Raw genomic sequence first — 18,166 nt, forward strand, 5'->3', positions numbered from 1 at the left:
GTGGCTTCGTGCGCTCGAACTTCTGCTTCGCCATAGTGTTACAAACCTCGTATGCTAGATGCGAAATGCTCAGACAGCCGGATGCTGCTCTTGGTGGGGTGCCGCCCCGCTTGACCAGCAGGCGTAGATTGCCGCAGGGAGCAGGCGACCGGATGCGCTCTCGCGCAATACCAATTCGCCAGCGCTTGTCGTCCCTTGGTAGTGGGCCATGGCCTCCGTGAGGACATTCTGCATAGTCAGGGCCGAGATATTTGTCGCGTAGGCGCTGATGAGCATCCCCAGCGGGCTCTCGCTCAGCAGGCTGACGCACTCACGGACCAGGCCCGGCAGCTGCTCGGTGAGCCGCCACAACTCGCCGTTCGGGCCGCGCCCGAAGATCGGCGGATCCATCAGGATGAGATCGTAGCTATGTCCGCGGCGGATCTCCCGGGCCACAAACTTCATCGCGTCATCGATCAGCCAGCGCACTGGCTTGTCGGTGAGCCCCGACGCCTCCTGGTTATCCTGTGCCCAGCGCAGTGCCGGCTTTGACGCATCGACATGGACTACCTGGGCACCGACTCGAGCGGCCTCAAGGCTGCTCAGGCCTGTGTAGCCAAACAATACGAGGACACGTGGTGCGCGCCGGCTGGCTAGCTGACGGCGCATCCAGGCCCAATGGGCCCGATGCTCTGGGAAGACCCCCGTGTGGCGAAAGGGTGTTGGTCGCGCCCAGAATGCCAGATGATCATCGTGCATGAGCCACTGCTCGGGGAGCTGGCGGCGCTGCTGCCAGATCCCAGCCCCGTCCTCGCCGCGCACCTTCTCGAATACGGCGTCAGCGCGCTGCCACTCGCGCTCTGACAGATTCGGCGACCATATCGCCTGGGTCTCGGGCCGCACCAGCGTATACTGGCCGAAACGCTCAAGCTTTGCGCCGTTCCCTGAGTCGAGTAACTCGTAGTCGTCCCAGGGCGGAGGCGCCAGCAGATTCAGATCGGCCATGCTCACACTAAGAGGGACGGGGCCTCGCTGAACGAGGCTCCGTCCCTCCCCCGTTTACTAATTGCCTGTGCGCTTCTCGATAATCTCTTTCGCGAGGTGGTCGGGCAAGCCCTCGTAGTGATCGAACTCCATCGAAGAGGTGGCGCGGCCCTGGGTGGCCGAGCGCAGGTCGGTCGTGTACCCGAACATCGTGGCGAGGGGCACAAACGCTTTGATGATCTGGGCGTTTGCGCGGGCCTCCATGCCATCCACGCGGCCACGGCGCGAGTTGAGGTCGCCGAGCACCGAGCCGAGGAAATCCTCGGGGGTGGTGGTCTCAACCTTCATGATCGGCTCGAGGAGCTGGGGGCGGCCCTTGCGGACGCCGTCCTTGAGGCTCATCGAGGCGGCGATCTTAAACGCCATCTCGGACGAGTCCACCTCGTGGAAGGAGCCGTCGTAGAGGGTGGCCTTCAGGTCGACCACCGGGTAGCCGGCCATCACGCCCGTCTGCATGGCCTCTTTGATGCCGGCCTCGACCGGGCCGATATACTCGCGGGGGACGGAGCCGCCGACGATCCCGTTGACGAACTCGAAGCCGGCGCCGGGCTCCTGGGGCTCGAAGCGGATCTTCACCTCGGCGAACTGCCCCTTGCCGCCAGTCTGCCGGATGAAGCGAGTGTGGATCTCGGTGGCCTGGGTGATCGTCTCTCGGTAGGAGACCTGGGGTTTGCCCTGGTTCGCCTCAACCTTGTACTCGCGGCGCATGCGGTCGACGATCACCTCAAGGTGAAGCTCGCCCATGCCCTTGATGATCGTCTGCCCGGTCTCCTGGTCGGTGTAGACCCGGAAGGTCGGGTCCTCCTCGCTCAGGCGGTTGAGGGCGATGGCCATCTTGTCCTGGTCGGACTTGGTCTTCGGCTCGATGGCGAGCTCGACGACCGGCTCGGGGAAGCGGATGCCCTCAAGCACAATGGGGTTATCGGGGTCGCAGATCGTATCGCCGGTGAAGCTCTGCTTGGGGCCGACCATCGCGGCGATATCGCCGGCGTAGACCGACTCGATATCCTCGCGGTGGTTGGCGTGCATCTGAAGGATGCGCCCGAGCCGCTCGCGCTGGCCGCGGGTCGAGTTCAGGACATAGTTGCCCTTCTCGATTGTGCCGGAGTAGACCCGGAAGTAGGCCAGCTTGCCGACGTAGGGGTCGGCGACGATCTTAAAGACCAGTCCGGCGAAGGGTGATTCATCGCTCGCCTCGCGGGTGATCGCCTCAACGCCCTCATCGCCAAGGATCTGGCCGGGCAGCGAGCCCTGGATGGCCGGGCGGTTGAGGGGCGAGGGCAGATACTCGATGACGGCATCGAGCATCTTCTGGACGCCCTTGTTCTTGAGGGCGGCGCCGCAGAGCACCGGAACCAGCCGTCCATCGATGGTGGCCTGACGCAGACCGCGCTTGAGCTCATCGACGCCAAGCTCCTCGCCCTCAAGGTAGAGCAGCGTGAGCTCATCATCAGTCTCAGCGATCATCTCGACCAGGTCGGCGCGGGCCTTCTGGGCGGTGGCAAGCATATCGGCGGGGATCTCCTCAACCCGCATATCCTTGCCGAGGTCGTCCATATACATCGTCGCCTGCATCGCGAAGAGGTCGATCACGCCGCGGAAGGTGTCCTCGGCACCGATCGGCAGCTGGATGACCGCTGGCTTCGCGCCGAGGCGGTCGATGATCATGCCGACGCAGCGGTCAAAGTTCGCGCCGATGCGGTCCATCTTGTTGACGAAACAGATCCGCGGGACGCTGTACTTATCGGCCTGACGCCAGACCGTCTCGGACTGGGGCTCAACGCCGGCAACGCCATCGAACACCACGACACCGCCGTCGAGCACGCGCAGGTTGCGCTCAACTTCGACGGTGAAATCGACGTGGCCGGGGGTGTCGATGATATTGACCCGGTAGTCTACATCCTTGAAGCGCCAGGAGGCGGTGGTAGCCGCGGAGGTGATAGTGATGCCACGCTCCTGCTCCTGGGGCATCCAGTCCATCGTCGCGGTGCCTTCGTGAACCTCGCCGATCTTATAGGTGCGCCCGGTATAAAACAGGATGCGCTCCGTCGTCGTGGTCTTGCCCGCGTCGATGTGGGCGATGATGCCAATATTTCTGACTTTATCGAGCTCTATCTGGCGTGGCATACCTGTCACTTACTCCTGTGGAGGGTTCGACACGGGTGCGCTCTCATCACATCCGTGCCGGCCTGGTATCTCTCTCTCGCGGACACAGCACGCTGTGTCCCTACATCGCATGCCTATAGGCTACAGGCGGCCGTAGTGGGCGAAGGCGCGGTTGGCCTCGGCCATCTTATGCACGTCCTCGCGGCGCTTGATCGTGCTGCCGGTGTTGTTGTAGGCGTCCATGATCTCGGTGGCGAGCCGCTCGGCCATGGGCCGGCCGCTGCGACCGCGGGATGAGATCAGCAGCCAGCGCATCGCCAGGGCGTAGCGCCGCTCGCTCTTGACCTCGATCGGCACCTGGTAGGTGGCACCGCCGACGCGCTTGGGCTTGACCTCGATCGAGGGGCTGGCGTTGCGCAGCGCCTGCTCGAAGACCTCAAGCGGGGCCTTCTTGAGCCGATCGGCGGCGATGTCCATGGCGGTGTAGACGATCCGCTCTGCGACGCTCTTCTTGCCGCGCTCCATAACCTTGTTGATGAACTTCTGCACCAGCAGGCTGTCGTGGCGTGCGTCGTGCAGAATGACGCGCTTGACCGTATTGCTTCGGCGGGACATGGTACGTTACCTCACTGGGCGTCAGGCGGGGGCCGTGCGCCTGCTGGCTGCCCAAACTAGCGCTTCTTGCCAACCGGCTGAGCGTTCTTCTTTGTGCCATACTTCGAGCGGCCCTGCTTGCGACCGTTCACGCCCTGCGTGTCGAGGGTGCCGCGCACAATGTGGTAGCGCACGCCCGGCAGATCCTTCACGCGGCCGCCGCGGATCAGCACCACCGAGTGCTCCTGCAGGTTATGGCCCTCGCCGGGGATGTACGCCGTCACCTCAAGGCCGTTGGAGAGGCGCACGCGCGCGATCTTGCGCAGGGCCGAGTTCGGCTTCTTGGGGGTGACGGTCGCAACCTTGGTGCAGACGCCGCGCTTCTGCGGCGAGCCTTTGCCACGGGTCAGCTTCCCCTTGAGCGAGTTGTACGTGAATCGCAGCGCGGGCGCCTTCGTCTTCTTTACGACGGGCTTACGCGGCTTTCGAACGAGCTGGTTGATCGTCGGCATCAAGAACTCCTGTGTCAGACGCCCGGGATAGGTAACAGATTTGTCGAGACAAAATAATAACCTGACCTACGTCTGGTCGTAGTGTTGACTACGCCTTAGAGTAGGCCGGTGTAGCACACGGACACGCGATTGCGCCGCTGCGCAGCGATAAAAAAGTATAGCATCCACCTCTGGCTTTGTCAAACGTGAGGGGGCGCACGTTCATTGCCGCGACGCTAGGGGCTATGGTAGAATAGCTCGTGTACTGTTGTATTTTTTTGGAATCGAGCGTGAATTGAGGTGTTGAGATGGAGACGTCTACCTGGACAACAAAGGTAGGCCTTGCGCAGATGCTCAAGGGCGGCGTGATCATGGATGTTGTCACCCCGGAGCAGGCGCGTATCGCCGAGGAGGCGGGCGCGGTGGCGGTGATGGCGCTAGAGCGCGTCCCCGCAGATATTCGCGCCCAGGGCGGTGTTGCGCGGATGAGCGACCCTGAGCTGATAGCGGCGATCAAGGCTGCGGTGACCATCCCGGTGATGGCCAAGGCCCGGATCGGTCACTTTGTCGAGGCTCAGGTGATCGAGGCGCTCGGCATCGACTATATTGATGAGAGCGAGGTGCTCACCCCGGCGGACGAGGAGCACCACATTAATAAGCACAAGTACAAGATCCCGTTTGTGTGCGGCTGCCGCAATCTGGGCGAGGCCCTGCGGCGCATGGCCGAGGGCGCGGCGATGCTGCGCACCAAGGGCGAGGCCGGCACGGGCAATGTGGTCGAGGCGGTGCGCCACTTCCGCACGGTGCAGGGCGACATCCGCCGACTGCACAGCATGGATGAGGACGAGCTGTTCACGGCGGCGAAGAACCTGCAGGCCCCCTACGAGCTGGTCAAGCAGGTTGCGGCGGCCGGCCGGCTGCCGGTGGTGAACTTCGCCGCCGGCGGGATCGCCACCCCCGCCGACGCCGCCCTGATGATGCAGCTGGGCGTCGACGGCGTCTTTGTGGGGTCGGGGATCTTCAAGAGCGGCAACCCCATGCAGCGCGCGCGGGCGATCGTCGAGGCGACCACCCACTATAACGACCCGGAGATCATCGCCCGGGTGAGCAGCGGCCTGGGCGAGGCGATGGTCGGCATCAACATCGACCAGATCCCGTCCGAGCAACTGATGGCGAAGCGCGGCTGGTAAAGGCTTTTTGTTATCGTGTCGTCGCCGCGACGCGGCGACGACACGATAACGGGTAGTATGTATGAGAGTTGGCGTACTGGCGCTTCAGGGCGACTTCCGTGAGCATATCGATGTGCTACGGCGCATCGGCGTGCCAGCGATCGAGGTGCGCCTGCCGAAACATCTGGAGGCGGTGGATCGTCTGATCATCCCCGGCGGGGAGAGTACGACGATCGGCCGGCTGCTGACGCTCTACCACATGGTCGATCCGCTCCGCGCGCGCGCCGGGCGCGACCTGGCCGTCTGGGGGACGTGCGCGGGGGCGATCCTCTTGGCCCGCACGGTACTCGACGCCAAAGAGGGCGGCCAGCCGGGCCTTGGGGTGATGGATATGGCGGTGCGACGCAACGCCTACGGGAGCCAGCTTGATAGCTTTGAGCTACCTATTGATATGCCCGCCCTCGGCGACGCCCCACTCCACGGGGTGTTTATCCGCGCCCCGCAGATCGAGTCGCTCGGCCCGCTGGCGCGCGCCCTCGGCAGCCTCCCCGGAGGCGCGATCGTGGCCGCGCAGCAGGGCCGGATGCTGGCGACGACCTTTCACCCCGAGCTCACTGGCGATGACCGCGTGCACCGCTACTTTTTGGAATTGTAGATTGCAGATTGCAGATTGCAGATTGCTCCAATCTACAATCTGCAATCTGCAATCTGCAATCACACTATGATCCGCTCTGTCGTACCCGGTGACCTCTGGTCGCTACGACGCAAGCCGCGCAACCAGGTGGTGCTCTATACCGATGAGTTGCTCGCGCAGGCCCACCGGCCCGCGTGGCTTGCGCTGCGCTGCCTGGCCCAGGGGAATGGGCGTGACCGGGCGACGCTGATCGCCCAGGAGCGCGGGGTCAACGCCGTCGCCCAGGCCCTCGGCCGGGGCGGGCGCCCCGAGCAAGACATCGTCTACCTGGGCACCTCGGGGGTGCGGGCCTCGCGCCTGCCGAGCGACTACGATGTCTGGTTTCGCCTCCTCGAGCAGCTCTGCATCAACGCCGGCCACAACTACGTCCAGCGGCTCTACGCCGCCGCCCCCAGCCAGCACACTGAGGTGCGCGAGATCTTTCGCCAGCTCGGCTTTCAGGCCTACACGCACAAGACGATCATGCACCTCTCGGGGCCAGACTGGGATCAGCGCACCACGCTGGCCCCGATGCGCATGCAGTCACGGCGCGACTACTGGGCCATCCACAAGCTCTACGGCGCGGTGACGCCGCACCTTGTGCAGCACGCCGAGGTGCGGAACGCGCGCCACTGGTCGATCTCGGTGCCACAGCAGATCGGCCGCCATCGGCGCGTGGCCTGGGTGCTCGGCCCCGACGATGACCTGGCGGCCTACCTGCGGCTCAGCAGCGGGATCTCTGGGCACGTCTTCAGCCTGCTCATCCGGCCAGACGCGCGCGATCAGGTGGTTGAGGCGCTACGGTTTGGGCTGGCCCAGCTCAGCGACACCCGGCCGATCTACCTGGTGCTGCGCGAGTATCAGGAGGAGCTGATCGCCCCATGTCAGGCCCTCGGCTTCCAGCCGATCGGCGAGCAGGCGCTTCTGGTGAAGAGCACCGTCGTTGCGGTGCGCCGGCCGCTCTTGGCACCTTCGTTTGAGCCGGGGCTCGAGCCTCGGGTTAATGCCCCACGTATCTCCACGGCGAGGGAGGACGGATAAGACTATGTCTGATCGACCTGACGTGACGAATAATATCGACCTGTTGCTCGGTGCCCTGCCGCCCCACATCACGGACGCCATCCAGGCCGGCGACGCCGACCCGGCGGATCTGCTTGAGGTGGTGATGGATCTCGGGCGGCTGCCCGAGGCGCGCTACCGCGATGAGGAGCGCTTTCTGAGCGACCGCGAGGTGACTCAGGAGGACATCGACTATGTGATCGGGCGGATCGGCACCTTCGGCGAGGATAACCGGGCCGGTATCCCGCGCACGTTGCACCGGATCTCGGCGATGCGCAACCGGCGCGGCACGGTGATCGGCCTGACCTGCCGGGTGGGCCGGGCGGTGTTTGGCACGGTGGCGATCATCCGCGACTTGGTGGAGACCGGGAATAGCATCCTGCTGCTGGGCAAGCCGGGCACGGGCAAGACGACGCTGCTGCGCGAGACGGCGCGCGTGCTAGCCGAGGAGCTGCGCAAGCGGGTGGTGATCGTGGACACCTCGAATGAGATCGCTGGCGACGGCGATATCCCGCACCCCGGCATCGGCCGGGCGCGACGCATGCAGGTGCCCCGCCCCGCCGAGCAGCACGGGGTGATGATCGAGGCGGTGGAGAACCACATGCCCGAGGTGATCGTCATCGACGAGATCGGCACCGAGCTTGAGGCGATGGCCGCGCGCACGATCGCCGAGCGCGGCGTGCAGCTGGTGGGCACGGCCCACGGCAACACCCTCGACAACCTGATGATCAACCCGACCCTGTCGGATCTGGTCGGCGGCATCCAGGCCGTCACCCTGGGCGACGAGGAGGCGCGCCGGCGCGGCACGCAGAAGACAGTGCTGGAGCGCAAGGCCCCGCCGACCTTCGATGTGCTGGTCGAGATCGAGAGCTGGGACAGCGTGACGGTCTATGACGATGTTGCGGCGTCGGTGGATGCCATCCTGCGCGGGGAGGACCCGCCGGCCGAGCTGCGCTCACGCGATGCGGACGGGGTGGTGCAGGTGGAGACGGTGCGGCGCGAGCTGATCGACGCGCCGGCCCTCGGGCGGCGGGTGTCGCCGGCCCGCGGCGGCGGCGAGCGCTTCGGCGGTGGCGGTGGCGGCGAGCGCTTCGGCGGCGGCGGCGAGCGGGGCTCGGCCGGCGGCGGGCCGCGCCTGCGTGATCGAGGCGGCCCCACGGGCGGCACAGGTGGCGTCGTCGGCCCGGGGGCGCCGACCCAGCGTATCTTTCCGTTCGGAGTGAGCCGCAACCGGCTGGAGACGGCGATCGAGCGGCTGCGAGTGCCGGCGGTGATCGTCCGCGATATGAAGGACGCCACGCTGGTGATGACGCTGAAGAACTACTACCGCCAGAGCGCCCAGCGGCTGAAGCAGGCCGAGGAGCACGGCGTGCCGGTGTACGTGCTGCGGAACAACACGATCACCCAGATGGAGCGCCAGCTGGCCCAGGTGTTCAACCTGCGCGACGAGGCAGAGGGCGATGAGGATCGCCCGGATGGCGGCGGTGCCCAGCGCACGAATGGCTCCGAGGTGATCGAGGACGCTATGGTGGAGCTGGAGACGGCGATCGGCCAGCTGATGAACGGCGAGCGCAGCGCGATCGAGCTGACGCCGCGCAGCAGCTACATCCGCCGGCTGCAGCACCAGATGGCCGACCGCTATAACCTGCGCTCAGAGAGCCGCGGCGACGACCCGAACCGGCGGGTCAAGATCTACCGGTAGGGGACAGGGGACAGGAGGCGGTGCCGCGCACCTGAACGCGATGTGCGACGCCGAGCCACAACGCTATTGGGTCTTGGCGGCACAGCCGCCAAGACCCAATAACAACAGCTGGGGTATGGGGCGGCGAAGCCACCCCATACCCCAGCCGGTTGCGCACAATCGGCGCAGAGCGGCTATAATGTGCCTATGAGCCTATTTATCACATTTGAGGGGCCTGAGGGTGCCGGAAAGAGCACGCAGGCCCGTCTGCTCTACGAGCGGCTCCAGGCAATGGACTACCCGGTGATCCTGACCCGTGAGCCCGGCGGCACTCGAATCAGCGAGATGATCCGGCGGATCGTGATGGATCTGAGGCATACAGAGATGGCGCCGACCACCGAGACGCTGCTGTTCTCGGCGGCGCGGGCGCAGCTGGTGAGCGAGCTGATCCGGCCCTACCTGAACACGGGCGGGATCGTGCTCTGTGACCGCTACGCCGACTCGACGTTTGCCCACCAGGGCTATGGTCTCGGCCGAGATCTCGATGAGCTCCAGGCGATCACCACGGTGGCGACGGGTGGCCTGATGCCTGACCTGACCTTCTACCTCGATCTTCCGGTGGACGATGGCCTGTATCGCAAGCAGGTGGCGAAGGGGCGGGTCGAGCAGAGCTCGCCGGGCTCAACGTTCACCACGCCGCCCGAGTGGAACCGCCTGGACGCGCGCGACCTCGCCTATCACCAGCGGGTGGCCGCCGGGTTCGCCGAGCTGATGCGCCGCGACCCTGATCGCTGGCGGCAGCTCACGGCTGAGCAGCCGGTGAGTGCGCTGGCGGAGCAGATTGCGCAGGAGGTTGAGCCGATGCTGAAGCGTGTGACGCGCCTGGGGGCAGATGCATGAAGCTGATACTTGCGGTGGTACAACATCAGGATGCCAGCACCCTCGTGGACGCGCTCACTGAGCAGAGCTTTCGGGTGACTCGGCTGAGCAGCCAGGGCGGATTCCTCCGCGAGGGGAACGTCACCCTGATGCTGAGCGTCGAGGACGCACAGGTGAATGTGGTGATCAAGACGGTGCGCGAGCACTGCTCGACGCGCACGCGCTATGTCTCGCCGATGCCGCCGATCGCCGAGTCCGGCGAGTTCTACCCGCCGGCGCCGCTTGAGGTGCAGGTGGGCGGGGCGACGGTGTTTGTGCTGAAGGCGGAGACGGCGCGGCTCTAGCCGGGGGTTGGGGGTTGGGGGTTGGGGGTTGGCTTGCGAGCCTTTACCTGGCTGCCCGCGCTCTGCCTACTGAGGTTTCATGGAAGCTATTCAGAACTTTCTCGCCAATCTGGTGCCGATCCTCCAGATCCTTGGCGTCTTTCTTGGGGCCTACCTGGTGCTGCTCTGGGCCGCGTCGGTGCTGTGGACCTACCGCGACATCCGGCGGCGCAGCGAGGATGTGTCGGTGCAGGTGCTGGCGGTGGGCCTGGTGCTGCTGCTGCCCTTTGTGGGCATCCCGCTGCATATGATCCTGCGCCCGCCGCAGACTCTGGCCGAGAAGTATGAGCGCTCGCTTGAGGAAGAGTACCTGCGCAACGATATCGAGGAGAAGTTTATCTGCCCGGAGTGCCAGCGGCCGATCGAGCCGGACTTCATCCTCTGCCCCCACTGCAACACGTCGCTGCGCCGCCGCTGCGAGAGCTGCGCGCGGGTGGTCGATCTGACCTGGAGCATCTGCCCGTACTGCGGCGACGATGGCACGGCCGCGTCGCGCCGGGCGGCCACGGTGCAGGCCGGCGGCTACCGGCCGCCGAAGCCTGAGGAAGTGGCGCGCTAGAGCACTGAGGCACTGAGGCACTGAGGCACTGAATCTGGTGGCTCGCTGCGCTCGCGCCGTCCTATAACAGGCTCAATCTCTCTGACCGCCGCCATAGAACACTGAGGCACTGAGGCACTGAGGCACTGAGGCACTGAATCTGGTGGTTCGCTGCGCTCGCGCTTTCCTATAGCAGGCTCAATCCCTCTGACCGCCGCTAGAGAACACTGAGTCACTGAGTGGCAATATGACAAGGTGATAACCGTCACCTTGTCATATTTTTGTTATGAAGGGGCTACGCGATGACGCCAGCGATCACTGATGTGCCGGGTATTCTGATCGGCCACGCCGAGAACCGCGAGGCGCTGACCGGGGTGACGGTGGCGCTCTGCCCGGAGGGCGCGGTGGGCGGGGTGGATGTGCGCGGCGGCGCCCCCGGCACGCGCGAAACGGACCTGCTGAACCCGGTGAATATGGTTCAGCAGGTTCACGCCGTGGCCCTGTGCGGCGGCAGCGCGCTGGGGTTGGCGGCGGCCGGCGGGGTGGCGCAGTGGCTCCACGAGCGCGGACACGGCTTCGATGTCGGCGTCACGCGGGTGCCGATCGTGCCGGCGGCGGTGATCTTCGACCTGGCCTTCGGCGCGCCGGTCTGGCCCGACGCGGCGCTGGGCTACGCGGCCTGTGAGGTCGCCGGCCCCGCTGTCGCCGAGGGCTGCGTGGGCGTGGGGCTCGGCGCGACGGTGGGCAAGGCGCTCGGCCCGGCCCAGGCGATGAAGGGCGGGGTGGGCAGCTGGAGCGAGACGCTGCCCGACGGCACGACGGTGGGCGCGCTGGTGGTGGTGAACGCCTTCGGCGATGTCTGGGAGGAGCACGGCGGGATCATCGCCGGGGCGCGGGCGGCGGTCGGGGGCTTCGCCGACACGATGCGCCTGCTGCGCGACCCGGCCATGCTGGCGGCCCTCGGCGGCGGGCGGGCCGACGAGGTGCGCAACACGACCCTAACGATCGTGGCGACCGACGCGCGGCTGACCAAGGCCGAGGCGACGAAGCTCGCCCAGATGGCCCAGGACGGGCTGTCGCGGACGATCCGCCCCGTCCACACGCCCTTCGACGGAGACACGGTCTTCGCGCTGGCGACGGGCCGGCGGGCGGGGCCGCCGATGCTTGTGCTGGGGAGCATTGCCGCCGATGTGCTGTCCCGCGCGGTGGAGCGGGCGGCGTGGGCTGCGACCGGGCTGGGCGGCATGCCCGGCGCGGGGGATCGTGTGGGCTAGCGCCCGCTGGCTGAGATCGCGCGCCTGCGGCAGCGTGGAAGACCTTTCGTTCTATGCTCGCATTGGTGCGCTTGCGGCGCACCAATGCGAGCATAGAACGATCTTCTAGGTAAATAGGACGGCGACATCAGCGGGGGTGAGCGACTTGAAGACGCCGCCCTCGGTGGCGATCAGCTGCTCGACCAGGGCGCGCTTCTGGTCCTGGAGCAGCAGGATCTTCTCCTCGACCGTCTCGCGGGTGATCAGCTTGTAGACGAAGACTGGGCGAGTCTGGCCGATGCGGTGGGTGCGGTCGGTGGCCTGCATCTCGATCGCCGGGTTCCACCAGGGGTCGACGTGGATGACATAGTCGGCGGCGGTGAGGTTGAGGCCGACGCCGCCGGCCTTCAGGCTGATCAGGAAGAAGGGCAGCTCGGGCGTGTTCTGGAAGCGGTCGACCTCCTGCTGGCGGTTGCGGGTGGAGCCGTCGAGGTAGGCGTAGGGGATCTTGCGCGTGTCGAGGGCCTCGCGGATGATCGTGAGCATCTGGACGAACTGCGAGAAGATCAGCGCCTTGTGGCCCTCGGAGCGCAGGGTGTCGAGCGTCTCCATGAGCAGGTCGAACTTGCCGGAGCTGCCGCGAAACTTGGCGTCCACAAGGCGGGGGTGGTTACAGATCTGGCGCAGGCGCAGCAGGCCCTCGAGGATCTTCATGCGCGCGTCGGCGAGGCCCTCCTCCTCGATCATGCCCAGCAGCAGGGAGCGGTAGTAGTCGCGCGTCTTGGCGTAGAGCTTGCGCTGGGCCGGCTCCATCTCCACGATGAGCAGCTCCTCGCTGCGCGGCGGCAGGTCGAGGGCGACCTGCTCCTTGGTGCGGCGCAGGATGAAGGGGTAGACCATCTTGCGCAGGAACTGGGCGCTGTCGGCGTCCTGCTTGCGCTCGATCGGGTTGACGAACTCCTCGCGGTAGTAGTCGAGGTTGCCGAGCAGGCCGGGGTTGAGGTAGGCGAACTGCGACCAGAGCTCCAGGGCGCTGTTCTCGACGGGGGTGCCGGTGAGGGCGAATCGGCGGTCGGCGTTGATCGTGCGGGCGGCCCGCGAGGTTTCGCCGAGCGGGTTCTTGATCGCCTGGGACTCATCGAGGATGGCGCAGTCGAAGCGGTACTGGCGCAGCAGCTCGATGTCGCGCAGCATGATCCCATAGGTGGTGATCACCAGGTCGTACTTAGCGAAGTCGGCGGCGTCCTTGGTGCGGGTCGTCTCGGCGTGGACGTAGACGCGCAGGCCGGGGGCGAACTGCTTGGCCTCGCGCTCCCAGTTAAAGAGCAGCGAGCGCGGCATGACGATCAGGGAGGCCGGGCCGTCGGGGCGCTGCTCGCGGAGCGACTGGAGGAAGGCCAGGGCGACCACCGTCTTGCCCATGCCCATATCGTCGGCGAGGCAGCCGCCGAAGCCGTAGCTGTGCAGGAAGTGCAGCCAGTCGTAGGCGGCCTTCTGGTAGGGGCGCAGGGTGCCGGTGAAGCCGGCGGGCAGGGGCTTCTGCTCGATCTTCTCGAAGTCGCGCAGGCGGTCGCGGCGGGCCTGGAACTCCGGGTCGGCCTGGGCGCGGTCGGCCTCGGCGAGGGCCTGGTCGATGATGCCGACGTGGTGCTCGGAGAGGCGCAGGGCGCCCTCGTGCTCCTCGGCCATAGCGAACATGTGGCGGTAGCGCTCGATCCACTCGTCGGGGATGGCCCCGATCGAGCCGTCGGCCAGCTTGACGAACTTCTCGCGCTTGCGGATGGCCCGGCGCAGGTCCTTCATGGCGACCTCCTGGTCGCCGAAGTTGACCACGGCCGTGACATCGAACCAGTCGATGCCGGAGCTGACGCGGAAGGAGATGCTGGGGGTGCTGCGGTTGACGCGGGCCATGGTGAGGGCGTCCTCGCCATAGATCACGAAGCCGGCCCTGGCGAGCTTGGGCACCTCGCGCAGCAGAAAGTCGATCGGCTGGAGGTTGCGGCGCAGCAGGAACTCGTTTGGCACATCGCTGCGCTTGAGGCCGAAGCTGTTCAGCTCCTGCCAGCTGGCCTGCTCGACATCGGGGTGGCGGGTGATGCGGGCGAGGGTGGTCGAGTCGGGGATGCGGCGGGTGGATGCCGGGGGCAGGTGCTTCTCGTAGGGCAGCTCGTAGTCGGCGTAGCCGAAGCGCAGCTCGGCCACCAGCTGGCGCTCGCGCTCGCTGAGGTAGAGCCGTCGCTCGGGCTCGGCGTTGATATGCTGCCAGGTGACCATATCGCCGCGCACGGGGACGCTCTCGGCCAGGGGCAGCAGGTAGCGCTCCATGAACTCGGTCTGGTCCTTGGCGGGGATGCGCAGGCGCGGATAGCTGATCAGCGTCTCGGCGGCCACGGGGATATCGGTGACAGCGATCAGGCGATCATCGACGCGCATCCAGAGCGGGTCGCGGTCGATGATCTCGACGTGGCCGGGCCGCAGGGCGATGCGCTCCTCGCCGGCGTGCAGGCTGAAGCTCACGTCGAGGTCGTCGCCGACCTTGCCCAGATCCATCTCGATCACGCCGCTCTCCTCGCCGATCGTCAGGCGCTGCTGGATCGGGTTGAGCTCATCGCCGGCGTAGACCAGGCCCTTGTGAAGCATGCCGAAGACGGCGGTGAGCGCCTTGTGGTTGGTGTACCAGTAGCCGTAGCCGGCGCCGGAGGCGACGGCTGTGTTGGCGGCGGCGAGCAGCTCCATCGGCATATTCGGGTAGGTGTCGGGGCTGACCTGGCTGCGGATGGGCTTGATGTGGGAGAGCAGGTCGCGGCCGGCGATCGTCTCGGCGATCACCTCCGGGTCGCCACGATGGTCGACGGGCAGGTACTTGCCGGCGATGTTGTAGGGTAGGATCGACCAGATCGTCCCGCGCTTCTGCAGGCTGAAGATCAGGGCGGCGCCGGAGGTGGACACGGCGCTGCTGCGCCGGGTGCCGGGCTGGATGGCCTGGTCGAGCACGGCGCGCCAGAGGCTCGGCGGGTGGAGCTTCAGGTAGTCGCGCAGCTGGAGCAGGGCGGCGACGCGGTGCTGGCAGAGACCCCAGGCGTAGCCGTAGCGGCAGGAGCATGTGACGCCGACCTGGTTGCCCGAGAGGCGGATCACGCACTGGATCGGCGGCCCCGGCCCATCCTCGACACTAATAATGGCGTTGGTCGGCTCGCAGTGCTGCACCTGGGCCCGGCCGCTTTGGTAGATATCGCGTCCTTGCTGAACAACCTTCGGCATCGCCGTGTTCAGCAGCTGATCGACAGGGAGGGTCTCTGCCGTGAGCAGATAAAGCATTCGCGTAACCTGATTTATACTATGGAGGGCCGCCGATGTCTTCTGGCCAGCACGAGAGCGTCTGTCTCAGCGCCTTTGGTTCATAACGCGCAGGGCTCTATGGCTTTGCATCGCGGCATGAGGAACTTGCGCATGTTCCGTGTAGTATACCGGTGAGCTATGGCCCGGTCAAACTGCGGTGACATGAATCACCTATAAGGATACCATACCCCATGCGACCACTTGGATATATCATCGCCGCCGCCCTGCTCGCGCTGACCGCCTGCCAGGTTGAGGGGGGCGTGGCGCGGCCCACCACGGCGGCGGTGGGCACGAGCCCGATCAGCGTCGAGACGAGCGCCCCAGCGGCGTCTGCGCCGACCCCGAGCGCGGCGGCGGTGCCATCGGCCTCCGATGGCAGCCTGCGGCTTGGCCTGACGGCGGAGCCGGGCGACCTGCTGCCTTACCACAGCGACAGCGCCGATGAGCGGATCACCGCGCCGATCAGCGAGCTGATCTTCCCATCGCCGCTGCTGGCCCTGAGCTACACCTACACCACCACCGGCGTGCTGGATCGCGTGCCGAGCGAGCAGAATGGCGATGTGAGCGTCAGCTCGGCCGACGTCTTTCTCGACTCAGTCGGCGTGATCACCACCACGAACACCGGGGTGATCACGCAGGTGCAGCAGCTGAGCGTGACCTACCGCTGGAACCCCGATCTGCGCTGGGCCGACGGCACGCCGGTGACTGCGGACGACTCGCTGTTCGCCTACGAGCTGGCCCAGAAGGTCAGTCTGGGCCAGGAGGCCGACAGCCGGCTGGCCCTGCTCGACCGCTACGAGAGGCTGGACGACCACACGACGCGGGCGGTGCTGAAGCCGGACTTCACCGACCCGGCCTATATCACGAGCTACTGGACGCCTCTGCCGCGCCACCTGCTGCGCGATGTTGACCCGGCGACCTTCGCCACCAGCGAGTTCGCGCTGCTGCCGGTGGGCTATGGGCCGTACACGGTGGACCGGCGCGACCCGGGCAACCTGCGCCTGAAGCGCAACCCGCACTGGCCCGGCCCCGAGCCGGCGGCGGCGGTGAGCTTTATCTTCCGCGACAGCGTCGAGATGCTGCGGGGGGCGGTGTCCGGCGGGAGTCTGGATGTGGCCAGCTTTGAGCTCCCCGGCCCCGATGTGGCCGGCGCGCTGAAGGCCGATGCGGCCGGCGGGTCGCTCGTCCTGACGGCGGTCCCCAGCCCGATCTGGGAGCATATCGACTTTAACCTGGACGTCCCGCTGCTCCAGGATATCCGGGTGCGCCGGGCTATCGCTCAGGCGATCGACCGCCAGAAGCTTGTGGATACGCTGCTGGGGGGCTACGGCGGCGTGCTGGAGAGCTGGATCGTGCCCGGCCAGTGGGCGTCGGCCCCCCTCGACCAGCTCACGCGCTACCCGTATAGCCCCGACGATGCCAATCGCATGCTGGATGAGGCCGGCTACATCGACAGTGACGGCGATGGGCTGCGCGAGCTCGATGGCCAGCCGCTCACGCTGGGTCTGGTGACGACCGCCGGGTCTCCGCTGCGGCAGGCTGCGGCTGACCACATCACGGCCGACCTGGCGGCGGTCGGGGTGACGCTCGACGTGCGCGCGATGCCCGCCACCGAGCTGTATGGCCTGGACGGGCCGCTCTACCGGCGGAACTTCGATCTGGCGCTGTTCGCCTGGATCGCTGGCCCCGACCCGCGCGGATGGGAGCGCTGGAGCTGCGCCGGCGTGCCCAGCGAGGCGAACCGCTGGACGGGGAATAACTTCCCCGGCTGGTGCTTCTTCGAGGCCGACAAGGCGATCCGCACCGCCACCACGGCGATCGATATCAGCGAGCGGGGGGCGGCCTACCTGCGCCAGCAGCAGCTCTTCACCCAGGAGCTGCCGGTGCTGCCGCTCTTCCAGCGGGTGGAACTGACGATCAGCAGCCCGACGATTGTGGGCGTGCGGCCCGACCCGACTGCGCCGTTCACATGGAACCTGGCCGCCTGGGCGCGCAAGTAGGCGGGTTGACCGGGAATCTTAGTCGGGGTACACTCGCTATGACGGATGATACATTCCCACGTGGGACAAGATTGCAGATTGCAGATTGCAGATTGCAGATTTGGTACAATAGAATGCCATTTACGGCATCAAACTGTCAAGCAACCTGAAACCTTATCTGGTTGTGAAAGGATTGCCCGATGGATCGGTTGGTCGGTGAGGTGATGCATCGCGGGGTGATGACCTGCGATCGCGAGACGCCTATTCAGGATATTGCCCGGCAGATGTCGGAGCAGGATATCAGCGCCCTGGTGGTCGTGAACGAGGATGGCACTATGATCGGCCTGATCTCACGGACTGATCTGGTGAACGCGCGCCTGTACGAGCAGTACTGGAAGAACTGGCGCGGGCTGACCGCGAGCCATATTATGGTCACCGATGTTGTCTCGGTACACGCCGGGGACTCGCTGCAGCACGCGAGCAAGCAGATGATGGAGCGGCATATCCACCGGGTGGTGGTGGTTGAGGATGCGGAGAAGGGCATGCGCCCCGTGGGGGTGCTGTCGATCACCGATCTGGTGCGCGATATTGCTAGCGATAGCCGATAGCCGATAGCCAATAGCCGATAGCCGATAGCCGATAGCTGATAGCCGAAATTTCGGCTATCGGCTATCAAATGTGGTAGTAGTCGCGGATCTGCACGAGCCAGACGAGCGCCCCATAGGCCAGGGTGGCGCCGAGGGCGAGGAGGGCGACGGCCCTCCCGGCGCGCCCGCGGGCGTAGAGGGCGCTGAGCAGGGGGCCGGCGCTCAGACAGAGCCCCGGGTAGAGGAAGAGCGACCAGCGCACGCCCTGGTCGGCCACGAGCAGCAGCGCCTGGGTGATCAGGGCGCCCGCCCAGAGCGACGCCAGGGCCAGCCGCAGGCCCGCCGCGCCCGGCCAGATCGCCCGTCGCGCCCAGAGCAGGCCGAGGCCGCCGATGGCCAGGGCACCGAGCAG

The 18,166-nt window shown here is 66.3% G+C and carries 15 protein-coding genes and 1 pseudogene; 10 read left to right on the top strand and 6 right to left on the bottom strand.

Annotation, left to right across the window (positions count from 1 at the left end):
• Nucleotides 1-69 precede the first annotated feature (69 nt).
• From K2Z83_RS04265 to rpsL, 4 genes are all read right to left on the bottom strand, one after another.
• Nucleotides 70-984 carry a class I SAM-dependent methyltransferase gene (locus K2Z83_RS04265; protein ID WP_220593929.1) on the bottom strand — a complete coding sequence of 305 codons (915 nt, stop codon included), beginning with the start codon at nt 982-984 and terminating at the stop codon, nt 70-72.
• Nucleotides 985-1,041: 57 nt separating this feature from the next.
• Nucleotides 1,042-3,150 carry an elongation factor G gene (fusA, locus tag K2Z83_RS04270; RefSeq protein WP_220593930.1) on the bottom strand — a complete coding sequence of 703 codons (2,109 nt, stop codon included), beginning with the start codon at nt 3,148-3,150 and terminating at the stop codon, nt 1,042-1,044.
• A gap of 120 nt (nt 3,151-3,270) precedes the next feature.
• A complete protein-coding gene (gene rpsG, locus K2Z83_RS04275) occupies nt 3,271-3,744 on the bottom strand; it encodes a 30S ribosomal protein S7 (protein WP_220593931.1) in 474 nt (157 codons plus the stop codon).
• Between the two features lie 56 nt (nt 3,745-3,800).
• A complete protein-coding gene (gene rpsL, locus K2Z83_RS04280) occupies nt 3,801-4,235 on the bottom strand; it encodes a 30S ribosomal protein S12 (protein WP_220593932.1) in 435 nt (144 codons plus the stop codon).
• A gap of 287 nt (nt 4,236-4,522) precedes the next feature.
• Here rpsL and pdxS point away from each other — a divergent pair, with 287 nt between their 5' ends.
• The 8 genes from pdxS (at nt 4,523) to K2Z83_RS04320 (ending at nt 11,870) form a co-directional block, all read left to right on the top strand.
• A complete protein-coding gene (pdxS, locus tag K2Z83_RS04285; RefSeq protein ID WP_220593933.1) occupies nt 4,523-5,404 on the top strand; it encodes a pyridoxal 5'-phosphate synthase lyase subunit PdxS in 882 nt (293 codons plus the stop codon).
• A gap of 61 nt (nt 5,405-5,465) precedes the next feature.
• Nucleotides 5,466-6,038 carry a pyridoxal 5'-phosphate synthase glutaminase subunit PdxT gene (gene pdxT / locus K2Z83_RS04290; protein WP_220593934.1) on the top strand — a complete coding sequence of 191 codons (573 nt, stop codon included), beginning with the start codon at nt 5,466-5,468 and terminating at the stop codon, nt 6,036-6,038.
• Nucleotides 6,039-6,053: 15 nt separating this feature from the next.
• Complete coding sequence (locus K2Z83_RS04295) at nt 6,054-7,097, top strand: hypothetical protein (RefSeq protein WP_255603272.1); 1,044 nt, start codon at nt 6,054-6,056, stop codon at nt 7,095-7,097.
• Nucleotides 7,098-7,101: 4 nt separating this feature from the next.
• Complete coding sequence (locus K2Z83_RS04300) at nt 7,102-8,817, top strand: R3H domain-containing nucleic acid-binding protein (protein WP_220593935.1); 1,716 nt, start codon at nt 7,102-7,104, stop codon at nt 8,815-8,817.
• Between the two features lie 186 nt (nt 8,818-9,003).
• Nucleotides 9,004-9,696: a dTMP kinase gene (gene tmk, locus K2Z83_RS04305; RefSeq protein WP_220593936.1), complete on the top strand. Its 693-nt coding sequence runs from the start codon at nt 9,004-9,006 to the stop codon at nt 9,694-9,696.
• Nucleotides 9,693-10,019, top strand: a complete 327-nt coding sequence (locus K2Z83_RS04310) for a cyclic-di-AMP receptor (protein WP_220593937.1) — start codon at nt 9,693-9,695, stop codon at nt 10,017-10,019. Before tmk ends, K2Z83_RS04310 begins: the two co-directional genes overlap by 4 nt.
• Nucleotides 10,020-10,098: 79 nt before the next feature.
• On the top strand, nt 10,099-10,617 hold the full coding sequence (locus K2Z83_RS04315; RefSeq protein WP_220593938.1) for a zinc ribbon domain-containing protein: 519 nt from the start codon (nt 10,099-10,101) through the stop codon (nt 10,615-10,617).
• A gap of 281 nt (nt 10,618-10,898) precedes the next feature.
• Nucleotides 10,899-11,870: a P1 family peptidase gene (locus K2Z83_RS04320; protein ID WP_220593939.1), complete on the top strand. Its 972-nt coding sequence runs from the start codon at nt 10,899-10,901 to the stop codon at nt 11,868-11,870.
• Between the two features lie 105 nt (nt 11,871-11,975).
• Here the strand turns inward: K2Z83_RS04320 and K2Z83_RS04325 are convergent, their stop codons facing one another.
• On the bottom strand, nt 11,976-15,167 hold the full coding sequence (locus tag K2Z83_RS04325) for a DEAD/DEAH box helicase (protein ID WP_220593940.1): 3,192 nt from the start codon (nt 15,165-15,167) through the stop codon (nt 11,976-11,978).
• 212 nt (nt 15,168-15,379) lie between these two features.
• On the opposite strand from K2Z83_RS04325, the gene K2Z83_RS04330 reads away from it, so the two are divergent.
• Nucleotides 15,380-17,188, top strand: a complete 1,809-nt coding sequence (locus K2Z83_RS04330; RefSeq protein ID WP_220593941.1) for a peptide ABC transporter substrate-binding protein — start codon at nt 15,380-15,382, stop codon at nt 17,186-17,188.
• Nucleotides 17,189-17,367: 179 nt separating this feature from the next.
• Nucleotides 17,368-17,775 (top strand): cyclic nucleotide-binding/CBS domain-containing protein, encoded by a 408-nt coding sequence (locus K2Z83_RS04335; RefSeq protein ID WP_220593942.1) that lies wholly within the window; start codon nt 17,368-17,370, stop codon nt 17,773-17,775.
• A 64-nt stretch (nt 17,776-17,839) separates the two neighbouring features.
• Here the strand turns inward: K2Z83_RS04335 and K2Z83_RS04340 are convergent.
• A pseudogene (locus K2Z83_RS04340) lies at nt 17,840-18,166 on the bottom strand (hypothetical protein); the annotation flags it as partial.

The organism is Oscillochloris sp. ZM17-4, from assembly GCF_019599295.1.
GTDB lineage: Bacteria > Chloroflexota > Chloroflexia > Chloroflexales > Chloroflexaceae > Oscillochloris.